Source organism: Bradyrhizobium sp. IC4059, from assembly GCF_020193615.1.
Taxonomy (GTDB): Bacteria; Pseudomonadota; Alphaproteobacteria; order Rhizobiales; family Xanthobacteraceae; genus Bradyrhizobium; species Bradyrhizobium yuanmingense.
This window is the reverse complement of the sequence record NZ_JADYVH010000008.1, coordinates 171,859-196,221: the sequence shown is the minus strand read 5'-3', so window position 1 is coordinate 196,221 and position 24,363 is coordinate 171,859. Positions and strand designations below refer to the sequence as shown.

General features: G+C 57.7%; 12 protein-coding genes and 1 pseudogene. 11 read left to right on the top strand and 2 right to left on the bottom strand.

Annotation, left to right across the window (positions count from 1 at the left end; all coding sequences use genetic code 11):
* Positions 1–2,340 precede the first annotated feature (2,340 nt).
* The 9 genes and pseudogenes from I6F12_RS24945 to I6F12_RS24905 all read left to right on the top strand — a co-directional run bounded on the left by I6F12_RS24945 (position 2,341) and on the right by I6F12_RS24905 (position 12,829).
* On the top strand, positions 2,341–3,681 hold the full coding sequence (locus tag I6F12_RS24945) for an NtaA/DmoA family FMN-dependent monooxygenase (protein ID WP_036043231.1): 1,341 nt from the start codon (positions 2,341–2,343) through the stop codon (positions 3,679–3,681).
* A 34-nt stretch (positions 3,682–3,715) separates the two neighbouring features.
* Positions 3,716–5,404, top strand: a complete 1,689-nt coding sequence (locus tag I6F12_RS24940; protein WP_050991950.1) for an ABC transporter substrate-binding protein — start codon at positions 3,716–3,718, stop codon at positions 5,402–5,404.
* Positions 5,405–5,408: 4 nt separating this feature from the next.
* Positions 5,409–6,365 carry an ABC transporter permease gene (locus I6F12_RS24935; RefSeq protein ID WP_162131267.1) on the top strand — a complete coding sequence of 319 codons (957 nt, stop codon included), beginning with the start codon at positions 5,409–5,411 and terminating at the stop codon, positions 6,363–6,365.
* The gene (locus tag I6F12_RS24930) at positions 6,362–7,225 is read left to right on the top strand and encodes an ABC transporter permease (RefSeq protein WP_036043227.1); all 864 of its coding nucleotides are present in this window, start codon (positions 6,362–6,364) and stop codon (positions 7,223–7,225) included. The genes I6F12_RS24935 and I6F12_RS24930 overlap by 4 nt, the downstream gene beginning before the upstream one ends.
* A gap of 27 nt (positions 7,226–7,252) precedes the next feature.
* Positions 7,253–8,947 carry an ABC transporter ATP-binding protein gene (locus I6F12_RS24925; RefSeq protein ID WP_244431448.1) on the top strand — a complete coding sequence of 565 codons (1,695 nt, stop codon included), beginning with the start codon at positions 7,253–7,255 and terminating at the stop codon, positions 8,945–8,947.
* A gap of 468 nt (positions 8,948–9,415) precedes the next feature.
* Entirely contained in the window at positions 9,416–9,637 is a 222-nt protein-coding gene (locus I6F12_RS24920; protein WP_157785211.1) for a hypothetical protein, read from the top strand.
* Between the two features lie 182 nt (positions 9,638–9,819).
* On the top strand, positions 9,820–11,301 hold the full coding sequence (locus tag I6F12_RS24915) for a pentapeptide repeat-containing protein (protein WP_225124626.1): 1,482 nt from the start codon (positions 9,820–9,822) through the stop codon (positions 11,299–11,301).
* A 203-nt stretch (positions 11,302–11,504) separates the two neighbouring features.
* Positions 11,505–12,386, top strand: coding sequence for a pantoate--beta-alanine ligase (locus I6F12_RS24910; protein ID WP_225124625.1), 882 nt, complete (start codon positions 11,505–11,507; stop codon positions 12,384–12,386).
* 241 nt (positions 12,387–12,627) lie between these two features.
* Positions 12,628–12,829: pseudogene (locus I6F12_RS24905) on the top strand (hypothetical protein).
* 1,109 nt (positions 12,830–13,938) lie between these two features.
* Here the strand turns inward: I6F12_RS24905 and I6F12_RS37375 are convergent.
* A complete protein-coding gene (locus I6F12_RS37375) occupies positions 13,939–14,073 on the bottom strand; it encodes a hypothetical protein (protein ID WP_275970522.1) in 135 nt (44 codons plus the stop codon).
* 1,343 nt (positions 14,074–15,416) lie between these two features.
* On the opposite strand from I6F12_RS37375, the gene I6F12_RS24900 reads away from it, so the two are divergent.
* On the top strand, positions 15,417–16,652 hold the full coding sequence (locus I6F12_RS24900) for a cytochrome P450 (RefSeq protein ID WP_225124624.1): 1,236 nt from the start codon (positions 15,417–15,419) through the stop codon (positions 16,650–16,652).
* A gap of 1,190 nt (positions 16,653–17,842) precedes the next feature.
* Positions 17,843–20,056, top strand: a complete 2,214-nt coding sequence (locus I6F12_RS24895) for a hypothetical protein (protein WP_225124623.1) — start codon at positions 17,843–17,845, stop codon at positions 20,054–20,056.
* Between the two features lie 1,673 nt (positions 20,057–21,729).
* Here the strand turns inward: I6F12_RS24895 and I6F12_RS24890 are convergent.
* Positions 21,730–23,076, bottom strand: a complete 1,347-nt coding sequence (locus tag I6F12_RS24890) for an MFS transporter (protein WP_225157467.1) — start codon at positions 23,074–23,076, stop codon at positions 21,730–21,732.
* Between the last annotated feature and the right edge of the window lie 1,287 nt (positions 23,077–24,363).

Here is a 24,363-nt window from a genome sequence, read left to right as displayed (position 1 = left end):
GAGACGCCCGCAATGTCGATAAAAGCGCACCGGCTCCGGTTCTCGAACCGATCGGTGTGTTGAGGGCGTACGGGTCGGACTGACTGCCGATCCAAGTCATTCTTCTGTTCCAGAGTTTGGGCCATCAAGTCGGCCTGCTGTCCGGATAAAGATGCTGCCATGCTAGAAGGCTTAGCTGTCGAACAGCTGACCAGACTCATTGCTTGAAGAAAACGCGGGGTCCTTTCCGACTACCCCCGCGAGCTGTTGTTCATTGCGGAGCAGAGTTTGTGAGATACGGCCATCGTCACTATCCGCTCCACGGCAGGGCCGTGTGAAGGTCCGGGGAGAAGCAGCGCGGCGGAAGCGCTGCTATCGGTGAGCTTGAGCGGCGTGGAGAAGTATGCCTGGGCCAGCTTGCATCGGCTCCGAGTGGATCTCCTTGAAATGCTCGTCAAGATGCTAGCTGGATCCGAACAGCTGAGTCTGGCCGCAGCCGTCAGGCTTGTGTCCGGGCCGGGGTGGCGTGAAGCTCATTGTCCTCTGTTAGGACTGCTGATGCGAGGCGTCGCGTGGGTGCGCCGGGCGCTGGTCGCAAAAAAAAAGAGCCGGGCGTGCGACTCCGATCCAGGCATCCGCAACACACGGGTAGTGGCCAAACTCAACATTAGAAGGCTGTACGGCCGCGAAACGTTGAACTGCCAACCAGACTTGGCTGGGCCACAAACGATTCGGGCGCATAGAACCCGCGGCGGCAAAGAATGGCGCACGGGCGCCTCAGTTCGGAAAAGAAAAACGGGGCGTTGACGTTTGCAGCCGATGCGCCACACAATGCACGACAACGTTGGTCGCGCCTTACGAACATATCGCCGCACAAGCCTTTGGTGTGACCTGTAGGCGCAGGGCAATTTCCGCGCTCCGTCGTATCGGCCCCTCCTTCCCATCTCCGAGCCCCGGCGCGTTTCCGGTCAAAGTAGCGATAGATCCCAGGCACCGACGCATGAAAATTGATAGCATCAGTCTTCCTGGGTCGATCCAAAACGACCAGCCGGGATGGCCGAAGGAAGCAGCTCTTGGCGCTCGCGGGCTGCACTCCTGTTGCTAACGGCAGGACGGTGATGACTTAGGTCGGAACGCCGGGGCTGCGGTCGTCCTCCATGCTGGCGCGGAGCGTGTCGTCCCTGATCTTTCTCGCCGGAGATGGCCGCAGACCTCGAGGCTAGCACGGATCGAACTGGCATTGATGAAGCTGATCGCGCGCGAGTCATCACGACAGGCGCGCCCCACCTCACCTACCGGTAAGAGACGCACTGCGATACCCCAACTGAGTGATTTCGTGAACGTTGATGCTCCCGATGTTTGACGCTCCACGGCAGCCTGTCGTCAAAAGTGACTGAGTCCGGTGCACATAGCGAGCGCGCTCACGAAGGGGGCCTCGAGGACGGGCATTCTTGCAAAGTCGCGGTCGGTCATCATACCGATAGAAAAAGCGAGAACATGCGGCGCCTGCAAGACAATCAAGCGAAGATCCGCAGGATCTTCGAATGCAGCGGGCGCCACGGTGGTGCAGAACAAAGCTCAGCACCCAAAGCATTGCCTTACCGAGGCATCTATAATCTAGAATGTTTCATCGCAATATTAGATGGTTGCTTGGCGGGGCCTTATTGATCGGATGTCGCTTTGCAACGGGGCAGCATGCGATCAACAATGTCTCGCCAAATCTGTCGTGTGTTCTCGAGCGCATCAATTCGTGTCCTTCGCTTTGAGCCGGGCGCTGCCAATTAAAGTCGCTGCAATCACGTAGCGCATGTTCGGGAAGCGTGATCAGAGACCATTTGGGCTAAGCGATGGACAGATAGACGTCGCAATAGAAGGGGATGCCAACAGACGATAGTAGATTGAAATACTCAACTATTGCGTTTGCGTGGTCTCGACCTCTAAAGATCCTCTAGTCGATCCTTGCTCGCCCGATCGCGAGTCCAAAACGTCCGATCGCGAATGGGCATCAGAACACCTTACTGAGGAGCAGCTGGCTTGCTGATGAATTCTGGAGCTCCGATGTGAGTGTACTCGTGTGGGATCATCTAGCCGCTGGAAACTGGCTGTCAGGACGGCGTCAATCGGCAACTACCGTGGTCGAAGCTCTTTTGAGCTGCGCCCGCGCGCAGAACATCACAGCACGTAGCCGAATCTTCTTCGGTGAGAGTCCTCTAGCATCAGCCGACGGTTTGTATCCATGCCTCAAATCTGTTGCCCGGCGCACATCCAGCGTGAGCTTGCGCGAAAGGGCGGGGCGGTCGCCGAGATTGACTTGTCCTCAAGGGCCCACCAAGTGGCTCCGAGGCCGCATTCGGGGCTGTGATGTCTTCGGTTAACTCCATGCTTCATCTTGGCCTAAATCTTCATGGCGCTGGTGGCCATTCCGCCGCGTGGCGCTGGCCGGGCACAAATCCAAGCGCCTTTTTCGATATCGAGCACTACGTCCGGGCTGCGAAGGTTGCGGAGCGTGGTCTGCTGGATGCTGTATTCCTCGCCGATACTCCTGCGATAAGTTTCGACATTACGCACCAGCCACCGCTGAATGGGCTCGAACCCACCCTAGTTCTTGCGGTGATTGCACGCGAAACGCAGCGGATTGGCCTGATCGCGACAGCGTCGACGACCTACAATGAACCATACAATCTCGCTCGGCGTTTCCAATCGCTCGATGTCATCAGCCGTGGCCGCGTTGCCTGGAACGCAGTCACGACGTCGAGCCCGGCGACGGTAGCGAACTTTGGCGGTCGAGAAGTCGGGCGAGCGGATCGCTACAGACGGGCCGAGGACTTCGTTGAAACGGTCCGTGCTCTCTGGCTGAGCTGGAGCGGCGAGGTGGTCATCGCCGATCAGGCTGCGGGAGTTTACGCAGATCAGAGTCAATTCCGCCTGCTCGATCCCGATACCAATAGTTTCGGCATCCGAGGCCCACTGACGCATCCCGCTTCGCCCCAAGGTCACCCAGTCATCGTTCAGGCGGGCGGTTCGGAGCCCGGACTACGGCTTGGTGCCCGCAGTGCAGATGTCGTGTTTGCGGCCGCCGGGGACTTGACGACGGCTCTGCGGGAGGCAGAGCGCCTGCGTGCGCTCTCTCGGCAATTCGGCCGCCCTGCGGCTCCGCTCATCCTGCCGGGCCTTGTCACCTGTATCGGGGGCACCGAGGAAGAAGCGGCTCGTCGCAAAGAAAAGCTTGATGGGCTGCTCGATCTGGAGCGCGCCATTGGCGCCCTTGCAAGAAGCATGGGTGTGGCGGTCGAGAAGCTCAGCCTCGAAAGGCCAATCCCGGAGGAGATTCTGCCTGATGCAGATCATGTTCCGTTTTCTGTCGGTCACCATCGCACGATTGAAGCTCTGGCGCGTCAAGGTCGGACGGTTCGCGAGATCATCAGCAGCGTTCAAGCTTTTGGCCACCGCTTGCTTGTGGGTACACCCGAGCAGATCGCGGATTCGATTGAGGCATGGTTCCGCGCCGGCGCGGTCGATGGTTTCAACATTATTCCGGATGTTCTCACCGATGGCACTTCAGCGTTTGTCGACAATGTGGTTCCCATCCTGCGGAAGCGCGGGCTGTTTCGCAAAGAATATCTGGGACAGACATTGCGAGAGCATTTCGGCATTTCTACTCCGTTCGAGCCGGCACGAGCCACAGCTAGCTCACCGCTCTGACGCTTCCTCAACACCAAATCTCTGGAGCTCGGATATGCATTTATCGAATGCGCGGTCAGCGAGGCGCTTCACTGGCAAGTTCAACCCTCGAGCAAGAACACTGGCGGCTACCCTTGTCATGCTCTTGGGCCTGTCCCAATTGGCGCCCAGCGTTCATGCGCAGGAAGGCTTAGCCGGCAGCGTAAAGCGAGGAGGCGTTATTCGCTATGGGCATTTTCAAGAGCCTGCCTGCCTGTTCGGAGGATGGGTCCAACAATGGTATCTGCAACGCCAGTACAGCGATAATCTGGTTGCGCGCAACGAGGACGGCAAGATTTTGCCATGGCTGGCCGAGTCTTGGACCATCTCCGACGACAAAAAGGTGTACACATTCGAGATAAAACCGAATGTAAAGTTTACCGACGGGACTGCCCTCGATGCGCAGGCCATCGCTGACAATATCAATGGTTGGCTCAGCAATGACCCCGATCTTCGCAATCCGACTGCCGCTCCTTATCTCGGCGATAGCTTCGAATCGGCAAGAGCAATTGCTCCTCTGAGGTTGCAGGTAAAATTGAAGGTGCCGTTCCAGCCCTTGCTGAACGTCTTCGCCCAATCCTCACAAGGCATTCTCTCGCCATCGGCACTCAAACGTGGACTTGCGGTCAATTGCGAGAATCCCGTCGGTTCAGGTCCATTCATTGTCGACAAGTGGCACCATGGGCGAGAAGTCATCTTCCGCCGCAATCCCGACTACAATTCGGCGCCGGCCACCGCCAGACATCAGGGGCCGGCTTACGTTGACGGGATCAGTTGGAAGTTTCTGCCCGATCAGACTGTCCGATACGGCTCGCTGATCGCGGGGGAGACCGATGCCATATACGATATTCCGGCTGTCGCATGGAAGGACGCCAACTTCCGCTTTCCAGTATTGCGGCACCTGACGGGGGGCACCCCCCTGCGCCTCGCATTGTATACGGCCCGGCCCCCATTTGACGACGTGCTCGTCCGCAAGGCCTTTGCCTATTCTACTGACCGAAAGGCCGCGGTCGACACATCCTTCCTCGGCTCTTTACCGTTCGAAGGCAACGGTGCGCTAAGTCAGAGCTCGCCGGAATACCTGCCTGAACTCGGGCAGTCCTATGGGTACGATATTCGCAAGGCCAATCAGCTGCTTGATCAGGCGGGTTGGACTGAGCGCAATCCTACGGGCGTTCGTGTCAAGAACGGTCGTCCGCTCATCGTGCGCATTTCCTATTCGTACGCTTTTCTGAAGCCCGATGGCGAGCAAGCCTTGCAAGTTGTCCAGCAGCAGGCGAGGGCGGCCGGTTTTGACGTACGTCTTCAACCCACCAATCCGGCTGACTTCTTCGCCGGGAAAAACCTCGGCCCCGATGATTATGAGGTCGTTCTCCTCTATTGGGTTGCCCCCGGCGCTGAGATATTCCGGATCTCGTGGAAGCCCGATCAGAATGGCGAGCCCAATCGCTTCAATCCCTCACGCTACCAGGATCTGATGCTTTGGGACATCATTCAAAAGGCGGAACAGAATTTCAATGGAGCTGAACGTACCGCCCTTTATCAGCAGGCGGAACGGAAGATCGTGGATGAGGCACCCGTTATTGGCCTTACTGTGCTGGACGTAACTTTGGCGACCAAGCCGACCCTGAAAGACGTCTGGCTGGACCGTGGGTCAGTTGGCGAACCTGTCTTCTATGATGCCCATTTTAACGACAAGAAATGATGCCATGAAGATAGCAACCCATCATCCCATTGTTTGGTTCACGCGCCGGATATTGTCCGGCGTAGTGGTGGTGTGGGCTGCCGCAACGTTTGCGTTCTTAATTCAGTGTGTGCTGCCTGGCGATCGCGCCCAGATCATCATTAATGTGACAAGTGGCAACGTCGGGCCGGCGTCCGCGGCAGAACTCGCGGCGATCAATGCGAAATACGGCTTTGATCAACCGCTCATGGTTCAATACGGAAAATACATGCTGGGAATCCTGCATGGAGATCTTGGTGAATCCTACCAGCAGCATCGGCCTGTCGTAGGGATCATCGCGGAGCAGATTGGGCCTACGATTATTCTGGCGATCGCCGCGTTGCTGTTCGCATGGATTATCGCCATCCTGACAACCTTGTTCATCGCCGGCAGAGACAACATATGGTCGAAGCTGCTCAATGACACGCAAGTCTTTTTGGCAACAGTGCCGCCTTACTGGCTGGCCACAATTTTGCTGGTTGTTTTTGCGGTAAAGCTGGGCATTCTTCCGGTTATCGGTGGAAATTCTCCGGTCGGGCTCATTCTGCCGACACTTGCGTTGGCTCTTGAACTGTCGGGCTTTTTCGGACAAGTCGTTCAGAACGAGTTCACGCGCGTGCTCGAGCAGCCCTTCGTCACGTGCGCACGGGCCCGAGGTATGAGTGATTTTGGCGTCAGGCTTCGCCATGTCCTCCGCCACGCCGCATTGCCCGGGATTACCTTGTCAGGCTGGGCGCTCGGCAAACTTCTTTCGGGCGCGATCTTGATCGAGGTGGTTTTCGCCCGTCAAGGACTAGGTGGAGTCCTCGTCGCTGCAACGTCCTCGAGAGACGTTCCGATTGTCTCGGGAGCTGTTTTGATCTCTGCGGGCGTATTCGTTCTTGCCAATTTGATCGTCGATCTGACTTACCGGCTGGTTGATCCGAGGATCAAGTTGACATGAGCATGTTCGCCGAAGTCACCATATCTCGTTCGCTCAAAGAAGTCCTGGCAATCACGCGCCATGTTCCCTTCCGGGTTACCGTCTCTCTTATCATAATTGGCCTCTTTGCCTTCGCGGCTATGGCCCCAAAGGTACTGCAGACGCACGATCCGCTCGCTATTGATTTGAGATCGTCATTGCAGTCTCCGTCGATCATTCATTGGTTGGGAACTGATCAATTGGGGCGAGATCTTTACTCTCGAATAGTCGAGGGAACGGGCCAATCCCTCGCCATCGGACTTGGTGCAACGGCGCTGAGCATGTCCATTGCGATCGTTTTCGGCATCGCCGCAGCGCTTTCTGGTGGCGTAGTCGACAGCATCCTTAGCCGGATTGTCGACGTGCTCTTCGCGATTCCCACGCTCTTGCTCGCCCTTGTGTTCGTGACCGTTTTTGGCCCGTCGGTATTGACTGAGGTCATAGCTGTCGGAATCGGCACAGCGCCAGGCTATGCGCGCATGATCAGGGGCCAGATGCTTGCCATCAAAGGGACAGGGTATGTGGAGGCCGCCAAGGTGCTGGGTCATCCATTTCCCGGTATTGTCTGGAGGCATATTCTTCCGAACGCCATGAGCCCGCTGACGGCAATGATGACGATCGGCGTAGGCCAGGCGATTATATGGGCCTCGGGTCTTGCTTTTCTAGGCCTGGGCGTCGCTCCCCCGGCCCCTGAATGGGGCGCGCTGCTCAATGCCGGGCGCAACTATGTGATCTACGCCTGGTGGCTGGAGATCATACCCGGTTTGGCGGTGACGGCGTTTGCTCTCAGCGTCACCATCGTCGGGCGCCATCTACAGGACCGTCTGGAAGGAAGAACGTGAATGTCCCAGGGCGGCCCCCAGCCTCTCTTGCAGGAGGCAGACCTCCTCACAGCCGATTCGCTGCGTGTTTCTTTCGGGCGCGGCATCGCCCAGAAAGCGGCTGTGCGCAGTATATCCTTCTCCCTGCGGCCGGGACAATGTCTTGCAATTGTCGGTGAATCCGGCTCGGGCAAGAGCGTAAGTGCGCGGGCTCTCATAGGCCTCGCTGGTCGCCACGCCAATGTTCATGCACGCCAGCTTAGCTTCGAGGGGACGGACCTGATCGGCCTTAACGATCGTGCCTGGCGGCGCATCCGCGGCAACAAGATTGGCTTTGTATTACAGGATGCACTCGTCTCGCTTGATCCGCTTCGCCCGATCGGCAAAGAGGTTGGTGAAGGCTTACTCCTCCACGGTGCGGTATCATCCCGCGAGGAGCTCGCGCAGCGGGTCATTGCTCTCCTTAAACTCGTCGGTGTCCCTGAGCCGGAGACGAAGGCCGAGCAGCTGCCCCATCAATTATCCGGCGGTCAGCGTCAACGAGCTCTCATCGCGGCGGCACTTGCACTCGATCCACGCATCCTTATCGCTGACGAGCCGACTACCGCTCTCGACGTGACGGCGCAAGCTCATGTGCTGGCACTCCTCCAGGAAACCAAAGCCAGGGGCAAGGCGCTGATCCTGATCAGTCACGATCTGGCAGTGGTCTCCCGCGTGGCCGACGAAATCCTCGTCATGCGAGGAGGCGAGGTCGTCGAACGCGGCCCCGCCGTCCAGATATTCAAAGATCCGCGACACCCCTATACTCGTCAGCTGCTGGACGCTGTGCCATCAGGCCGGCCGCGCGGCTCACGTCTCTCACCATCGACTATTCTGAGTTTGCCCGGCCGGCAAACACAGCCGCCCGTGCAATCGTTGCCGCAAGCTCGTTCCATCCTGCTCGAAGCGACAGGTCTGGTGAAGCGCTTTGAGGGCCCGGATGGCACTTCACGGGCGGCTGTGGACGGCGTCTCCTTCGAACTGCGATCCGGAGAGACTTTGGGCATCGTCGGTGAGTCCGGATCAGGAAAATCGACGATGGCGCGCATGGTCATGGCGCTCGACAAGCCTGACGATGGAGTCGTTCAGTTTGCAGGCCGGCCTTGGACCACGCTCGCGGAACGCGAACGGCGGGCTCGGCGGCGGGCGATATCGATCATCTACCAAGATCCTCTTGGCTCGTTTGATCCACGATGGACGGTCGGACGCATCATATCCGATAGTCTTTCGGGCGACGTCGAGAAACGGCAGCGGCAGGAGCGCGTTATTGAGCTGCTCGATATGGTCGGACTATCCGAGGCCTTGCTGGACCGACGGCCGCTCGATCTCTCGGGCGGCCAGCGCCAGCGCGTTGCGATAGCCCGCGCGATTGCACCAAATCCTGCCGTTATCGTCTGCGATGAACCCGTTTCGGCGCTCGATGTCTCAATCCAGGCGCAGGTCTTGGACCTGCTCGGCGATCTGAAGGACCGCCTCGGCGTAAGTTATCTCTTCATCTCGCATGATCTCAGTGTTGTTCGTCATATCAGCGACCGCGTCATAGTTATGCGCCGGGGGAGAATCGTCGATAGCGGCACCACTGAAGAGATTTTTCGTAATCCACAGTCTGATTATACCAGGAGCCTTATCGCGGCCATGCCGCGCCTTGTGCGTGTTCAACGGAGTGGTCATTCAGCTACGATCCTCGAAGAAGGCATCGCGTGAATGCCTTCGAATTCGATTTCCATTCTCAAAAATCGTCTGTCGCCGATGGCGGGGCAGCCGCGCTGGCCCGCGATTTGGTCGCGATTGCGCCCTCGCTCATCGCTCGGAAAGGACAATCTGTGGATCACGGGTTAAAACAGGGGACCGGCCGGCGCGCGAAGCAGGCCTGGCCGAGTTCGAACACAGGCTAACCGCGAGACCGGCGATCTGCACGTGTGGAATTGCAAGCCATCAATTGCCTGCCCGCAAGGAGTGCGGCTCTTGCTCTCCTGCAAACGAGCTCGGAATCTTCGCTTTAACGATAGCCTAGCCATGGTGCGGCTCCCGACAAAGCCTTGTTTGTCAGATTCGAAACATTCGGCGCCAATTTCGAATTCATGACGCCGTATTCAGCTCGCTAATTTCGACTGACGCGGCTGGCACGCTCGTTGCTACCGATGAGTTAAGCCGAGCTGAGTGCAGCCCTCGATGAACGATCACTTTTCCACCGGCAAGCCGCGGGTCCATTCTGAAAAAGAAGACCTAGAATTTTGCGCATTCGGTTTGATGGAGAGTGATGTGGAGTTTCCCAGAGCTGACGAAACAAATCGCTTTGTCAGATATATCGGCACTGTCAACGGACAGATCGTTCTCGAGGTTGGCGGGCTTGGTGAACAATCGCACCGAGTAGCAGTGGGGACGCATGACTAGGATTCGGCTGAAGTGTTTAAGCGTCCGCTGCGAAGAACACCGACGCAACAGGAGCCTCATCGACGCATCGTGTCGCCAATTCGCAGACGAGCTAATCACAAAGCGCATAGCGTGGGCGCAGGCCCAGCACAAAGAGGTCAATAACAGGCCTTCCGAAATCCGGGCAATACGGAACCCCCGACATGTCGCATAGGATCGTCGCTGATAGCGAATGCACCGTGAATGAAGGGGCGGGGCATTGCTCAGATCCGAAGAACGAGCTTTCATCAGACGGCGAGTTCGTTCGGTACTGGAGCCGAGCTGCCGATCGGCTGCGCGCAGTGGCTGCTGTCGGCAGGCGAACCGAGGAGGCGATCAAAAGGACCGGGATTGGTTTGCAGCTATCCTCCGAGAACTTTAGCGGTCACGACCTCTCAGATTTCCCGATGCGACGCTGTACCCTTAATCGTGCGCAGCTTTACGGAGCAAAGTTGGATCGTGCAGATCTTTCTGAGGCGAACCTTATCTGTCCGGGGCTAGAGCGGGCAAGTTTCCTCGGGGCCAAGCTTGATTTTGCCTATATGCACGCCATGGCAGCGCAGGTCTGCAACTTCGATGACGCCAGTCTGCGCAATGTAATTGATGCAACCGGCAGCCTGTTTCATGGTTGCAGTATGAAAAGAACACGCTTTGACAACGCGATGCTCAGCGGGCTCCTCCTTTATCAGTGCGACGCGAGTAATGCTGTATTCGATGGCGCGGAACTGCAGGGGTCAACTATCAATGAATGCTTCCTTCCTTCCGCTTCCTTCCGCTTTGCTAAGCTGAGCCAAGTCACGATCACGAAGACGCATCTGGCGGATTGCTCGTTCTTCCAGTCAAAGGGAGACTGTTTATCGATCGTGCGTCCCACCTCCATCGATGGTCTTGTCTTGGAAGGTGCTCATCTTCCGTATCTGAGACTCTCAAAGGTGAGCGGGCGGATTCGGGCGAGAGCCCTGAGCGCCCCATTCGCTGATCTTCACCTGTCAAATCTCGCGAGCGCTGAGCTGGAACAGGCAGACCTCACCGAGGCGCGGCTTCTGTCCGTAGGCCTGTCCGACGCGAACCTCGTCGGTGCTGTGCTCAACAGTGCATCTATTCATTCCTGTCAGCTGGACGGAGCGGACCTATCTCAGGCATCAGGTGAGAGCATTTCGATAACAGAGAGCACAATGCGAGCCGCCAAACTCACCGGTCTTCGCGGCCGCTGCGCCTTTGTGCGCGACTGCGATCTCGAACATGCGGACCTATCACAGGCTTACCTCTACAGGTCGATGATCACCGGTGATCCGCCGCAATCAATGGCATTGGGCCACGCAAATCTCGAAGGCTCCAATCTCGTTCAGGCATATCTCGCCGCGGGTATGACCGATAGCAACCTGGAGGCAACGCGAGCCGCATACGTTCGCATGAACCAATCGTCCCTGCGCGATGCGAACCTGAGTGGGATATCGCCATTCCAGGCCAGCTTCGTGAAGGTCGACTTTTCAGGCGCTAAGATAACCACTTTCGAGCCGCCGTTTTTTGCCGACCGTTGTCGGGGACTGCAGGTCGCTCTGGAGGGGGATCAGCTGAGCGAGTCATCGAACTATCTGGCTGAACTCTCATCGTTGATGCGACGTGGTCGAGAAGGGTCAACCTGACTCCTTTGAAAACCGCAAGAGCAGAGGGAGCTACAGTGCCCATGAGCTTAGATCAGTTTGATGCGGTCATTCGACTGTAAGCGGGCGTTGAAGCTCTTTGGAGCTCGTCTGCGTGCGCGGCCCACACAGGATGCCCAGGCCGCGCATCTTCCGAGATCCAAGCGCTCCACTCTTTTTGCGTTCAAGGAAACTGGAGTAAGAACATGCATCTGGCAGGTCTTTCCGCAGGCAAGGCGTTCATCCGGGAGGTCGCAAGAACAGGTCAGACCATTGGCACGGTACACACTCTGGGCGCCCTGCATCTTGGACATGCAGAACTGATCAGAAGAGCGGCCTTGGAGAATGACGTCGCGATTGTCACAGTGTACCCGAACAAGATCCAGCTTAGACCAGGCGGGAGCTACGATTTCAATTTGGACGATGATATTGGACTTGCCCTACGTTCGGGAGCGACTGCCGTGATTTCCTCGAGCGACACCGAAATGTTTCCGCTTGGCTATCGAACGTTCGTATCGCAAGGTGACTATCATTTGCGTTTAGATGGGCCTGAGGCGTGCTTGAAGGAAGCTGTAACCGGTGCGGTCCGCTGGATCTGCTATGCGCGGCCAACTCGCAGCTACTTCGGCCTGAAAGATATCGGTCAGGCGATCCTGGTGAAGCGCGCCGTTGCAGACCTCCTTCTGGATTGCGAGATAAGGTTTGTGCCGACCGTGAGATACAAGAATGGAGTGCCGATTTCGTCGCGCTTAAGGCGATTTAGCCGGTCTGAGCTTGATGAGCTGTCGTGCCTCTTCACGGCACTCAACCATTTAAGGGAAGAGATCGTCCGAGGAGCGTCGAGCGTCAAGGACCTTGTAGCGTCGGCTGCATCTCACATAAAGTTCCGACGGTTTAAATTCGATTATCTTCGGATTGTCGGCGCTGACAGCTTCGAAGATCTAGAGCAGGTCAAGCTCCCTTTCATCATTATTGGCGCGGCAACGGCTCACGGCCTGAGGGTTTTCGATAGTATCTATGTTCCAGATCAGGATACCCTCCTAAATGGTGCTCCGGATCTCTGGATCGATCTGCCTAAGAACTCATAGCTAGACCAATATTCACAGCATGGCCTTCACGGAACTAGTACACTGGCCTGGCATGGAAACAGCATGCAAAAAGAAATCTGAGCTGATCGGTTGGCGCGCTAACATTTCCCCGACATTCACTGGGTGCGAAGTCTAACCAGCAGGCATCCCAGACTACCACCCGCTCGGGGCCCAGCGCACTACAGCTGACACGGTCGTTACCAAACATATTTGCTCTACTCGACATTTCTGCGAGGGTGACATGTTTGATGTCTATTCGTAATAACAAGCGGGACTTCCTCGTCATAAGCAACGCTTCTGAGATGCCCGCACTTTACTCTTCCAATAAATGGCGCAAGAGCAGAACTAGAGTTCTCAAAGTCAGCGACGAGATAAAGTCGGCCGTTCAGCGACAAGGGTATTACGTTCGTAGCTTTCGAGTTGGCAAAAGGGAAATGATCTAGGGCTTGAGCCAATAACGCAATGTCGGCTGACGAGGGCCAAGCGGAAGACATCTGCTCGGGTTGAGGTTGCCGGTTTCAGCCCAAAGCGGACACGTCGGAAGGAAGGCGCATCTGTCGGCAACGCCTAAGCATAAACTCGGCTCCGAAGCGGTGCTGACTGGATGGTCAATACCTTGCGCCTAGAGACGAAGTGTTACTATGGAGATCGGCACTATGAGTCCCATGACTGCTATTTCCTGGAGGTGCAGCCTACAAACATCATCGCGGGTCCGTGACTTATTTCAGCGTCTGAGAGACTCTTTGTGCTTCCGCCAGATCAAGCACGGGAGCGCAGCTATGCCGATCTCGCGCCTGATTTCCGGCATCAATTTCGCTCGTGACCAACAACACCTTTTCGAGTCTGGCTTGAACTGCGCTCTTAGGAAGCTTGGCTTGGTCGAGTCGATCATGGCGATCCAAACTGCGACTGATCGCAAAAGAGTGATTGAGGTTCATAGTCCTGGAGTGACTGACGCTGTTGCTGTGGGCGAGATGGCGGTTCGCGAGATCAGTCTGTCCAAAGAAGGAAGCATGCTAGGCGGGCGGTGTCGGTATGTCTTTTCGGCGTTGATCGGCAAGATGAAGAGGATGTCCACTCATCCGTCTCGCTGTCTAGGCTCTGACCGGGCTTACGCTAGTCCCGCTCGTGCTCGTCAACTCAATCTCCGCGAGGCGATCGGCTTGCTCTTTGGTCAAATTGACCGCCCAATTAATCCCAACCAGAGCCGGCCCCTTCCGTTGTCGATCCCATCCAGCCCTTAGCCCCCTGAGGACCCAATAATCGGCGCGGTGAGAACGTCTTGTCGCGCACCGTCATGTTAGATCCGCACTTTTATCATCTGATCATCACCTGATCGTTACCCGAGTTCGCTCAAGACAACGCGCCTCCGTAACTCGTGCGCGGCAGCTTTCAAATCGCAGACTCCGATCAGACCGAGCTGCCTCAAGCTCAGGAGAGCAAGCAGGTCACACAGCTCGACACAAAGCCCAGCTCCCAATATGGCTATGGCGCGTTGCTCCTCCGCATCGAGATCAACCCGTGAATTGCTTTCCAGATGCGTTCCGGTTTCTCAAAAGCCAAACCCATGCCTGATGTGCCGGAGCATAGCGATCGCCGCGTCGGTGTACCGACCGTGCGTGAGGTATTGATCCAGTTGCGCTGTGAAAATCAGCGCCGCAACTGCCACCGTGAAGCCCTTGAACATTGGGCCTCTCCTGAAAGAGACCGCCAACCGGGCGTGTCGGAAAATCAGACGTTCTCAGATTGGCTGCCGCCTATGGCGACCTAATATGGAAATGCTGACAGTGAGTGGTAACTACTCTCTTAACGGGCGCGGTGGACGGGTACCCCGAAGCCGCTAGACCCGGTACCGGATGACCCACTCGTCGAACCGGCGGGCTGAAAAGAAGATAGGCTGCATGATCCTTGGCGCCACGAAGCGGACCAAGCGGAGACCGCGTTCCGTATACGCGATCGGGCCATACGCGGAGACGCTGCGTGAATGAAAGAGGCCGCCAATCGAGATGGCCTCTTGTCGCATGAGAAAATTGCGCTGCTCAGAACGACAAGAGCGCTATCGCTGCGAGCACCGTGTTGAGAGCGCCAACGGCGATGATGGCCGCCGTAACGATCCGGTCATGGCTCATCACTTCCTCCACTACTAAAGAGAGGATATCTTAACACAGCTATCTAGGCGGGAAAAGCTCTCGACTTGATCATGCGGCGGGAGATCTCAGCGAATCGGCGCATTTGAGCGCCGGTCTCACTCTGACGTGCTGTTCGCACATTTGCCTCGGGCGGGCTGCCCCAGGTTTTGCTGCTCGACCTGACGCGAAGGCGTTCGGCTTCGGCGACTAGTCGGGACGGCGCTCCGTCATGCGCGGTCGCTCCGATTTGCCCCGCCTCCCACGTTTCTCGACCGAAACGGTTCCTGCAGCGTTTCGGTGCAAGGCTTCAGCCTCCATTTTACAGTGTCCGAGCCTTCCAGGCCGGACACCGCATCAGGTTTGAAGCCTCTCCGGCGCTCACCTTGCAGACCTGCGGACCTTACCTGCACCTGCTCGCGTCCGCATTTCAGAGCCTCCTCGCTCCCCCTCTTTCTCAGGTTACCCCACAGGACACCCCAATCCGGGAACTACTATCCCAAGCGATGGAAAGATTGCCGCCTTCAGCTTCGCCGCTTTGGGGTGCCTCGGCCAAGATCACCAGATGGGCGGCAGACTGCCGAGCCGCCTCAATTGGTCTCCCTGGACCGAAACGACAGTGAGAGGCAAAATGGCTGGCTACCTTGGGAGTGTGTATTCGATTGGATGTTGTCCTTTCGCACAGCCCTCGTCCAACTCGTGGTGACAGCTCTCAGTGATTGAGTAGATCGGGTCGGAAAGTCAATGCGATCCTTACTGCCCGACGTGGTAGGGCTAGGCCAGCCGCGCTTTGAGATAGTCTGGTCGGGCGGCCCGTCGCAGTCAAACGTTCACGGCAGCTCGAAACGGTGAATCGTGACCTTAGATCTGTAGCCTCTCGGGAGCAAAATCTGCGGAGACGATCATGAGCAGGCGATCAGAAGATCATAAAGCAGATGACATTATTCCGCTGAGCGAGCTGGATGTAAGCGAAGGCAGGCGCTTTCAAGACGACAGCATATGGGGTTTCTTCGACCGGCTGCGAAGAGAAGATCCCGTTCACTACTGCAAAGACAGCCCTCATGGTCCATATTGGTCTGTGACGAAGTATCGGGACATCGTAGCGGTAGACACAAACCACAAAGCATTCTCATCAAAGCAAGGTGTCACTATTGTTGACGTGCCTGATAAGCACTGGACCCAGAGTTTCATCAAGATGGGGCCTCCCAAGCACGCCGAGCAGCGCAATACCGTGAGCCCGATCGTCGGACCGGAAAGCCTGACGAAGCTCGAAACCTTGATCCGCTCTCGGGTCAGGGCGATTCTCGATGGCTTGCCGCGCAATGAAGCCTTCAATTGGGTAGACATGGTCTCGATAGAGTTGACGACGCAAATGCTCGCCACGCTCTTCGACTTTCCATTTGAGGATCGGCGACTACTGACCTATTGGTCAGACGTAGCTGTTACAACTCCGAAAGCAGGCCATGCGATCGACAGCTGGGACAAGCGAAGCACAATCTTGTCAGAATGTCTGGACTATTTCACAAAGCTTTGGAATGAGCGCATTAATGCGGAGCCGCGCCTCGACCTGATTTCCTTGATGGCGCATTCGCCCGCCACACGCCATATGAAGCCGAGTGAGTTTCTCGGGAATCTGATTCTGCTGATCGTGGGGGGAAATGATACGACGCGCAACTCGATTACCGGCGGCCTCCTGTTCATGAGCCAGTACCCCTCCGAACTGCGAAAACTAGCCGACAATCCCAAGCTGGTCTCGAGCGCCGTGTCCGAGATTATCCGATACCAGACACCGATCGCGCATATGCGCCGCACTGCCGCGGTCGACAGCATCGTAGGCGGGAAACAGATCCGGAAAGGCGACAAGGTCGTCATGTGGTACATCTCCGGCAACAGAGACGAAGAGATCATTGAGAACGCCAACAGTTTCGTGATCGACCGGAAGAATGTGCGGCAGCACCTCTCGTTCGGATTCGGAATCCATCGCTGTCTTGGTCGACATCTTGCCGAACTGCAGTTGAGAGTCCTTTGGGAAGAGATCTTGGATGCGAGACTGGAGATCGAGGTCGTCGGCGAACCCGAGCGAATTGCATCTAACTTCGTGCACGGCTATTCGGCTCTCCCCGTGCGGATTGAAGCGTAGGCCTGGTCGCGCCGGTCCCCGGCCGCCGGTGCGCGGTCAGGGTGGATTGATCTGAACTATCTTGTTCAATCTGCGCAGATGGCTCGATCGACGCGAAGCATTTGTAGTGGGCAACTACTGATCGACCGGGCAGACGTTTGAAGTCCCCGTGAGAAGCGACATGTCAGGCGCGCGTCTCGACTTGCAAACGCCTGAGATGCCGAAAGGGCCTCAACGGCAACTCCGATGCCGCCTGTTCGGGTTGCCTTGTATAGCCGGAACGTGGAGCCCGATGAATTGATGCTGAAGATTGTAGCGGGTTGCAGCGATTTTCCTTGGAGAAGCGATTTGGATATTCCCCGAGTTGATTACCTCAAGCTCCCTGGGGAAGACCGGCAGTAATTTGGCAATGCCTGTGGCCGATGTTTCTCCTGATATCCTTCGGTGGCATCTACCTCATTTTCAGATAAGCGCTTCGCCACATGCATATGAAGAATATCTGGATCATTGCCGCGAAATAGTGGGAGCTATTCTGGTAGTGGAGCCGATACTCACCTTTCTGCTCTTTAGAGACGTGCGGAGACCCAATTCGCTGGTCGGGGTGACGCTCGGTGTGCTCGGTACGCTTGCTGCCACATTTCTATGAGTGTGATTTAACCGGCCTGGGCGGCGGCCCGGCTTTTGCGAGATATAGTTTGAGGGAGTTGCGCAACCTCGATTCTGCTCAGTTCCAACGGGCAAAATGTCGTTGCTGATGGCCTCCGACGTCTCGGCACACCCGTCGATGGCTGGTGACTTGGTAAACTCTTCGGTCGAAGTCTGTTTAGTGGATAGCGGGACGCGTGCGTTGCGAGCGAAGGTCTGCCGATCGACATACACTGGCCAGTTCTGCTTGGCCAAAAATCGCCGTTCAAGAGGCGAGCGCGTTCCTGGCTGCTCTCTAGCGTTTGACTTGGCCCAGCTCGCGTGCATAGAGCCAAGGCGTTCGGGTAGGGACTATTCCGTGGGTAGGGCAGGTCGGACGCCGGTCACGTCTCAGCTGATCACACCGGCACTGATGCGGCTAGTTCAGCAACACGACCAAGCTGCGTGGAACTCAAGGCGAGGTCTTATTTCTTGTGCATCCCGATGAATGGCTCTTGGTCAGCTAGTCGTCAGCTAGGCGGCCTATCCAGACAGGCTGCGCACTCTCGACTATTCGGAGATGAAGTATGAAAGGTATTGGCCGAGCTGATTCATCACAGGGTGAGGCGGCGGGAGCCGACAGCGCCGGGGAATTGAGCCGTTCGAGCCTGGAGCCTGGTCTCTTCCCTGGGGAACGCGGTCAATCCTTCGATGCCGTCCTGGAGCGGATGCGCTCCGGGCCTCAAGACAGAACTGCGGCTTCAGATATGGCGGCGCCAACGCGCAACGAGATCAAGGCCGCAAAGCGAAATTTGGACAGCCTGCTTGAGAAGTTTGAAACTTGCCGTCGAGCGGCCATGCAACGCTGCAACTCGGAAAAGGCGCAAGAGCTGATCGATCGAGTGGTCGAAGCAGGCTCAACAGTTCTGGAGTATTACGCGAATCTGCCTTCCAATTTGGCGCGTCGTATCCTGCCCGACGATCAGGCTCGCCGGCTCCGCGACAACACGCTGGATGCGGGCAAACAATGTAACGAAGTAACCACCGAGATTCTGTACCCACTTGAGAACAGGAGAAAGAAAGCAAAAGCCCTGCTCGACGAGGTCAAAGACACCGCTCCGCCCGACCAGCTGAGCCGCGTCGTTGCGGGCGTCGCGAACCAGTATGCTGCCTGCATGGACTTGTGGGGAAAGAAGGCGTTGCGCTTCGAGCGGATGCAGTCAGTCTGTGCGGCTACTGCCCACTTGCCAAGCAGCACGCCCGAGATGCGCAAGACCGAAGAGGGCCAACTCAGGCTCAATACGGGCTGGGTGCTCAATACCAGGTGCATGTATCTGCAATCGCGCATCGCTCTCGCGCAGCTCTTGATTGAGTCGCGAGCGAGCACGTTAGCACCGGACGTGCGAGCCGCCCTCATGGACGAGAGCGGGCGGGTGCGTCTGCTCGGGACCTTTGTTGAAGATGTTTTTCCGGCATTTATTTCGACGGGCGAGGCCGTTCGCGGAGGAACGGTGCTCGACGCCGAGCACCGCGCCGTTCTGGAAGGAGTGATGGAACGGCTTTCGGAATTTGCATCCAAACTGAGGGGCATGCTTGAGCCCCTGAGGGAGGCTGGAACGGAAGCTGACCTTCCTTTGCAGTTGCTTGGCGAGATCGTGGACGGAGCGTGGGTGACGGCGAACGAGGTCATGCGGCTGCTGGCATTGCAGCCAAAGACGGAAGTGACGATTGAACCGCCGGCTTGGGCTGCGCTTCCTGAAAACACTGCCCTGGTGGGTGAAGGCACTCCAGCGCGCAGAAAGGGCAAAGCAAAGCGCGGAGCAGCCGCGGGCGAGGGGAGTTCGACGGCCAACCCGCCCGCGCCGCAACTGGGAAGGTCCGATGCCGCCGCGGCCGCGACGGGCAAGGTCATCGTGCTCTCGGATCTCGGTACAAAGAAACTCGCCACGCCGGAGGAGGCAGCTGCGTCATCCTCTGCGACCGATCACCTCCAGATGTGGCAGGCTCCGCCCTCCAGGAAGGCACTGCCGGGATTACTTGAGCGATTGGACGAGCTGCTGCAGTTCGATCTGCGGGCTCAGCAAAGCGCCGTCTCGCAAGCGCGCCAGATGAAGCCCGACGACGCCGAACATGTCCTGAATCGCGTGATCAAGCGCTTGCAGACGCAGTCCTCCGAGATTGAGGCCTGTGTAGCCGCGCTGGAGGAGCCTCGCCGACGGGGCCTGCTCACCGCTGCGCAGGTGCCCGAAGTGCACGAAAAGATAGTCCGGCTTCAAAGGATGGGGTCCGAGGTTCAGGGGCAGGCAAAGTCATTGAGCGCGCGAAAGGCAGCAATCACGAGCGATTGCATGAAGACCTATGCGTTTCCATCGCAGAAATACCTTGCACAGTTACGGGCAGCGGGGGAACTGGCGTCAGTGGATCCACCTCGCGCCTTGAAGGGAGAGCCAGGGACGCTGTTCGAAATCAAGCTACAGCCCATGGCGCTGAGCAATGGCGCGACGCCAAGGCCGATGTGGGTACACATCCATACCAAGCGGCCGGTACATGCCTGGCAATTGGCAACGCTGGGCGATCGCGAATTCGCCGCTTGCCACGTGAAGTCTGACGAACAGCGCGGCTACAATCAGCACTGGCAGAACGCTCGAGCCGCCGAGGGGCACGAGAACGTCGTGATCCACCGAGGCAAGCTCACTCCCGCGTTCTGTAGGTCCTTGTTGAGCACCGCCGCTGGCCAGCCATGGCAGCCCCTTCCCGACCCGGAGCACGCTTCGGCTCAGATGGCTCGACTGGGGATCTAGTGAGCTGGTTGTCTTGCGCCGGTGAGCCGTTGACCGGCTCGGCGGATTGCCTGAGCTGCGCCGAGCCTCGTCGAACTCCAGCTTACACAAGGATGGAGCCGGGGAGAGAACACTTCTTACGGGAGGGGTATCGGCTGGCGATCCGGAGGATTGTCGGTCGTCGTACAAGCAAGCTGCCATTCCCTGCCCTGGCGAACATCGGCGCTCGGGCGAGAAGCTGGGCCGCTGACTATTGCAGGCGGGAGATATACCAGATGCTGGCGGCGATAAGCCCGGTCACAGTGCTTTCACCTGCCTGCCCGCGGCGAACTGGCGCGCAAACTCTTCGGGCGAGCTTCAACGGATCGCGGATGGTCCGTACGGGAGCTGAGCGTCCCGGCCGCTTTGACGAATCAAACCGGGCGCTGCACAACAACGCCGTCTGTTTGCTAGTCTAGCATCAGGCTACGACGGCCCCAGCATCACGCCTCCTTGGCCCCCAAAAGATGCTGGGGCTTGTCGTTCTTCGTTGAGCGTCTCAATCCGAGTAAGTCGGAGCTTCTTCGTTTCAACTGCAATGGCGCCGGGCGCCGCGGAGACGATTTCAATACACCGGCGTATGGTCAGTCATTTCCCTGCTTTTTTCAGTCGCCGCCACGAGCGAGCAACGGTGGCATCGCCGGAAGAGCATGCTCCGCCGCAAGATCAGCTTGGTGGACTGTTCATTGAGTCATGGCGCGAGCTCACGACAGCAATCCGTATGACTAGTTTGATCGATCTTCTACAGCTCGATTCCGTGCCGCCCTAAGCACCCGGTGCATCACTTCGCTTTTGATCTCGCAGGCGATCTCGTTGACGTTGAGGTCCGAGCGACCGCTGGGCCTCGGCATCGACCGTCAGACCCGCTTCGGCCCCGTTGGTTCAGCCGAATTTGAAACTCCTCGCCCATCGCATCGATGAGCCGATCGTCCATTGCTGCGTACTTATCCATTCGGTCGATAGATCTGATCAAGAAAATCAATTTTACCGCTTGCAGCGTCGTCAGATAGACCGTCGAGAGCGGCTGGGGCTAACCTAGGGAAGCGATGTCTCGAATGAAAAAGTCTGTGTTAGTGACCGCGAGCGCCCTCGCGCTTGCAACGGCGGTGGTGCCTCCTTTTGCTGCAAACGTTGCCGCGCAGCCGGTTGCGGCGAGTGCGCCGGTAGCCGATACATCATATCCTGAGTGCGTGGATGACCCGTTGAATGGCATCTGCGATCTGTTTTTTTGCTTGACGGATCCCTCGTGCGTCCGGCACTGACAACGGGAAACATATCAAGCAGAGAATGAGGGTCGACCCTCGTGCGGCCGCTGCTCCGACAGCGGCCGCATCCTTATGCCGTATGGTTGCGCTGGCAGATGGCGCAAGCCGCACGTTCTTGTTCTCTAAAGGATGATCATAGTGACGGCTCACTTACACCCCGTCGGTGACGTCCGCCAATCGCGCAACTGCCGCATCGGCGAAGATTGGGTAAACGGGAACAAGTCATTTCAGACGGAGACGCTGCGCACCGACAGGAGCTCCTGCTCGATGTAAAGCTGCTCCAATTTTTCAGGATAGATTGCTTTTACGTGCTGGCCCCATAGCCGTCCTCCGGCTCGATGTTTCGCATTTCGGACATCATAGATGTCATCCTCACCTGTTCGGGTGTGACTAAAGCAGCGGTCGTGGCGTTACTGCCGTTCGTCTATGGTCGGGCACATAATTGAGTGGCGCCGTCTCCGGCATCATAAGCATGGCACAAAGCGCGGCCGCGCCCGCGAAAAGCATGTACCAGGCGGGCACGAGTGCACTCCCGGTAAGGTGGATGAGCCAGGTGACGATCGGTTGAGCTGTGCCTCCAAAAATCGCTATCGCAAAAGCGTAGATCGTCGCGAACGCGCGACCACGAATGTACTTGGGCAAACCTTCGGCCATGCTCACGTAGAAGGCGCTATACGGAATCGTTCCGATCAGGGTGAGGACGCCGAGACCTCCGAGAAGTGCCAAGGCACTGCGGCTCTCTGCAATCCAAAAGAATACCGGATAGGTCATCAGTAATGCAGTGACCTGCGGCCATATCATGATACGCCGACGGCCTACGCGGTCGGCGAGCAGGCCGCCCAGCAGTGCTGCAGAAATTCCGACCGTGTTGCTGATGAGCGTACTAGCAAACGCGAGAGGCGTGGAAACGCGGAGGGTGTTCAACGCGTAGGTCGTCATGTATCCCGTAACATAAGTCGTGATCGTGCAGCTGGCCAAGATGACAAATCCCAAGCTCATGATGCGGCGATCGGTAGGCCGTCGCCCCTCAGGCGGGGTGACAGGAACCGGCGCCTCGGGGCGGTGCAGCGTTTCGGGCAGGACGCTCCGCAACCAAAGTCCAAACGGCAACGTAGCCGCGCCGAGCAACAGCGCGACCCGCCATCCGTAGGCATTGAGCGCTTCGCTTGTCATGGTGAGCGAGAGTATTTCTCCAACCAACGCTCCGGCCGTCGCAGCTACCTGTTGGCTCGCGGGCTGAAAGGAGACCGCAAGACCGCGGGCTTTGGTGGGGGCCGCTTCCATCAAGTAGGCTGTCGTTGGACCGACTTCACCTCCGAGAGCAAAGCCCTGCAGCAAGCGTGCGAAAATGGCTAGCAACGGAGCGGCAAGTCCTATTGTCTCGTACGATGGCGTGATAGCCAATAACAGGACCGCGGCGCTCATCATGGCAAAGCTGGCAATCATCGCGGGTCGGCGGCCGGCCCGATCCGAATACGAGCCGAGCACGATGGCTCCGATCGGCCTGGTCACAAAACCTGCGCCGAAGGTTCCGAGTGACAGCATGAGGCTGACAAACTGGTCAGTTGCCGGGAAGAACGCCTGACCGATCTGTATTGCGAAAAAGCTATAGGTCCCGAAGTCGTAGAATTCGATAATGTTGCCGATGGTCGCGCCCAACACCGCGCGGCGTGTCAAGCGTTCGTCTGCCGGACCGAGGACCGGCTCCAGCCTCTCTGGAGTAAATTGCCTCGCCATCCTCGACCTGATCTGGAGCGCGATCCATGGCCCGAACATTTCGACCAGACAGGTCGCGCAAAGTTGCATTCCACTTGCGCGAGCTCGTCCTCACGGCCATCGCCTGTTCACATGTAGGCTGAAGCGTGTCACGACGAACCTCACGGTAACCTCTGCAATAAAAATGCCCGCCTTTCGCGGCCCATTTTACCCTTGATCTGATGACTGGCCTTGCCGGCAAGACAAATATGAGAACCTGCTATAGTTGTCGGGCACCAGACATTGCGCTGCTTTGGCGAGTTTGAGACAAATTGGCGGGCGCCGAACACGATCGGCGATGTCTCGCGCCCTTTCAGCCTCGGCCAGGTTGCGTCCGCTCCGTGAGGCGTCAGCGGGCCACGCCTTTCGTCGCCAAGCCGATTGCCGCCGCTCAGCGCGCCTGCGGCGGTCTCTCGCGCCGGGCAAGATCCACCAGTCATCGGTGCTCCACCTTTGTGTCGCGGCCGGGTCCCGTCTAGCGGGCGAACCGGCTGCTCACGGGTCGCTCGCGTCTGGCGACCGCCAAGACCCGGGTCGTCCGTCATAAGGTGCGTTCGGCGCTGCCCGCCCGCGCATGTTGGCTATCTCCTGCGCGAGGGCCTCACCCGGGACTGGGAGAAGGCCCGGCTATTTGGCCCAACGGCGACGAGGCCGATCTCAAGTCGTTCGGTGAGCGCTGCCAAAGGTTCAAGGGCGTACATCTTGGTCAACCACTTAGAGAGCTGTTAAGGCAAACCAGCGACGCATACCCAGGAGTTACCGTTCGTGCGCCCGCAACGGGCGAGCACGAATGTGCCCTACGGTTCTTCGCCAACGGACGCTTGGAGGAAGCGGACATTTCAGCGGCGACCTCGCCACCGCGCGCACGAAATTACGACGATTTTCCTTATTCAGGACACCAGTGAATTCTCTTTCCAACGCCCTGACACGAGTGCCATCTGCATGACCCAGAGCGTCCATAGCAGCCGGGACAAAGTTGGCGGTTTCTATTGCCTCACCTGGGGATGTAACGTTCCGCTTGCCCGATGTAGCTCCGGCTGTCAGTCCGAGGTTGTATCATGGCGCGCAGGGTTCGAGGCACTGGGGACTTCGCGGAGTACCCGCTACACGCAGCGGCAGTCCCCGGATCACCGGCACCGAGCACCCTTAGCCGTGCGCGGGATGATCGTCTCGGCTGCTTTTGCGTCTCAGCGATTTCGTTCTCTCAGGTAAACACTTCTCTCCGCGCTTGCCGGACTCTCACGTAGGTCTCGCTTTCGTCTGTTCTCG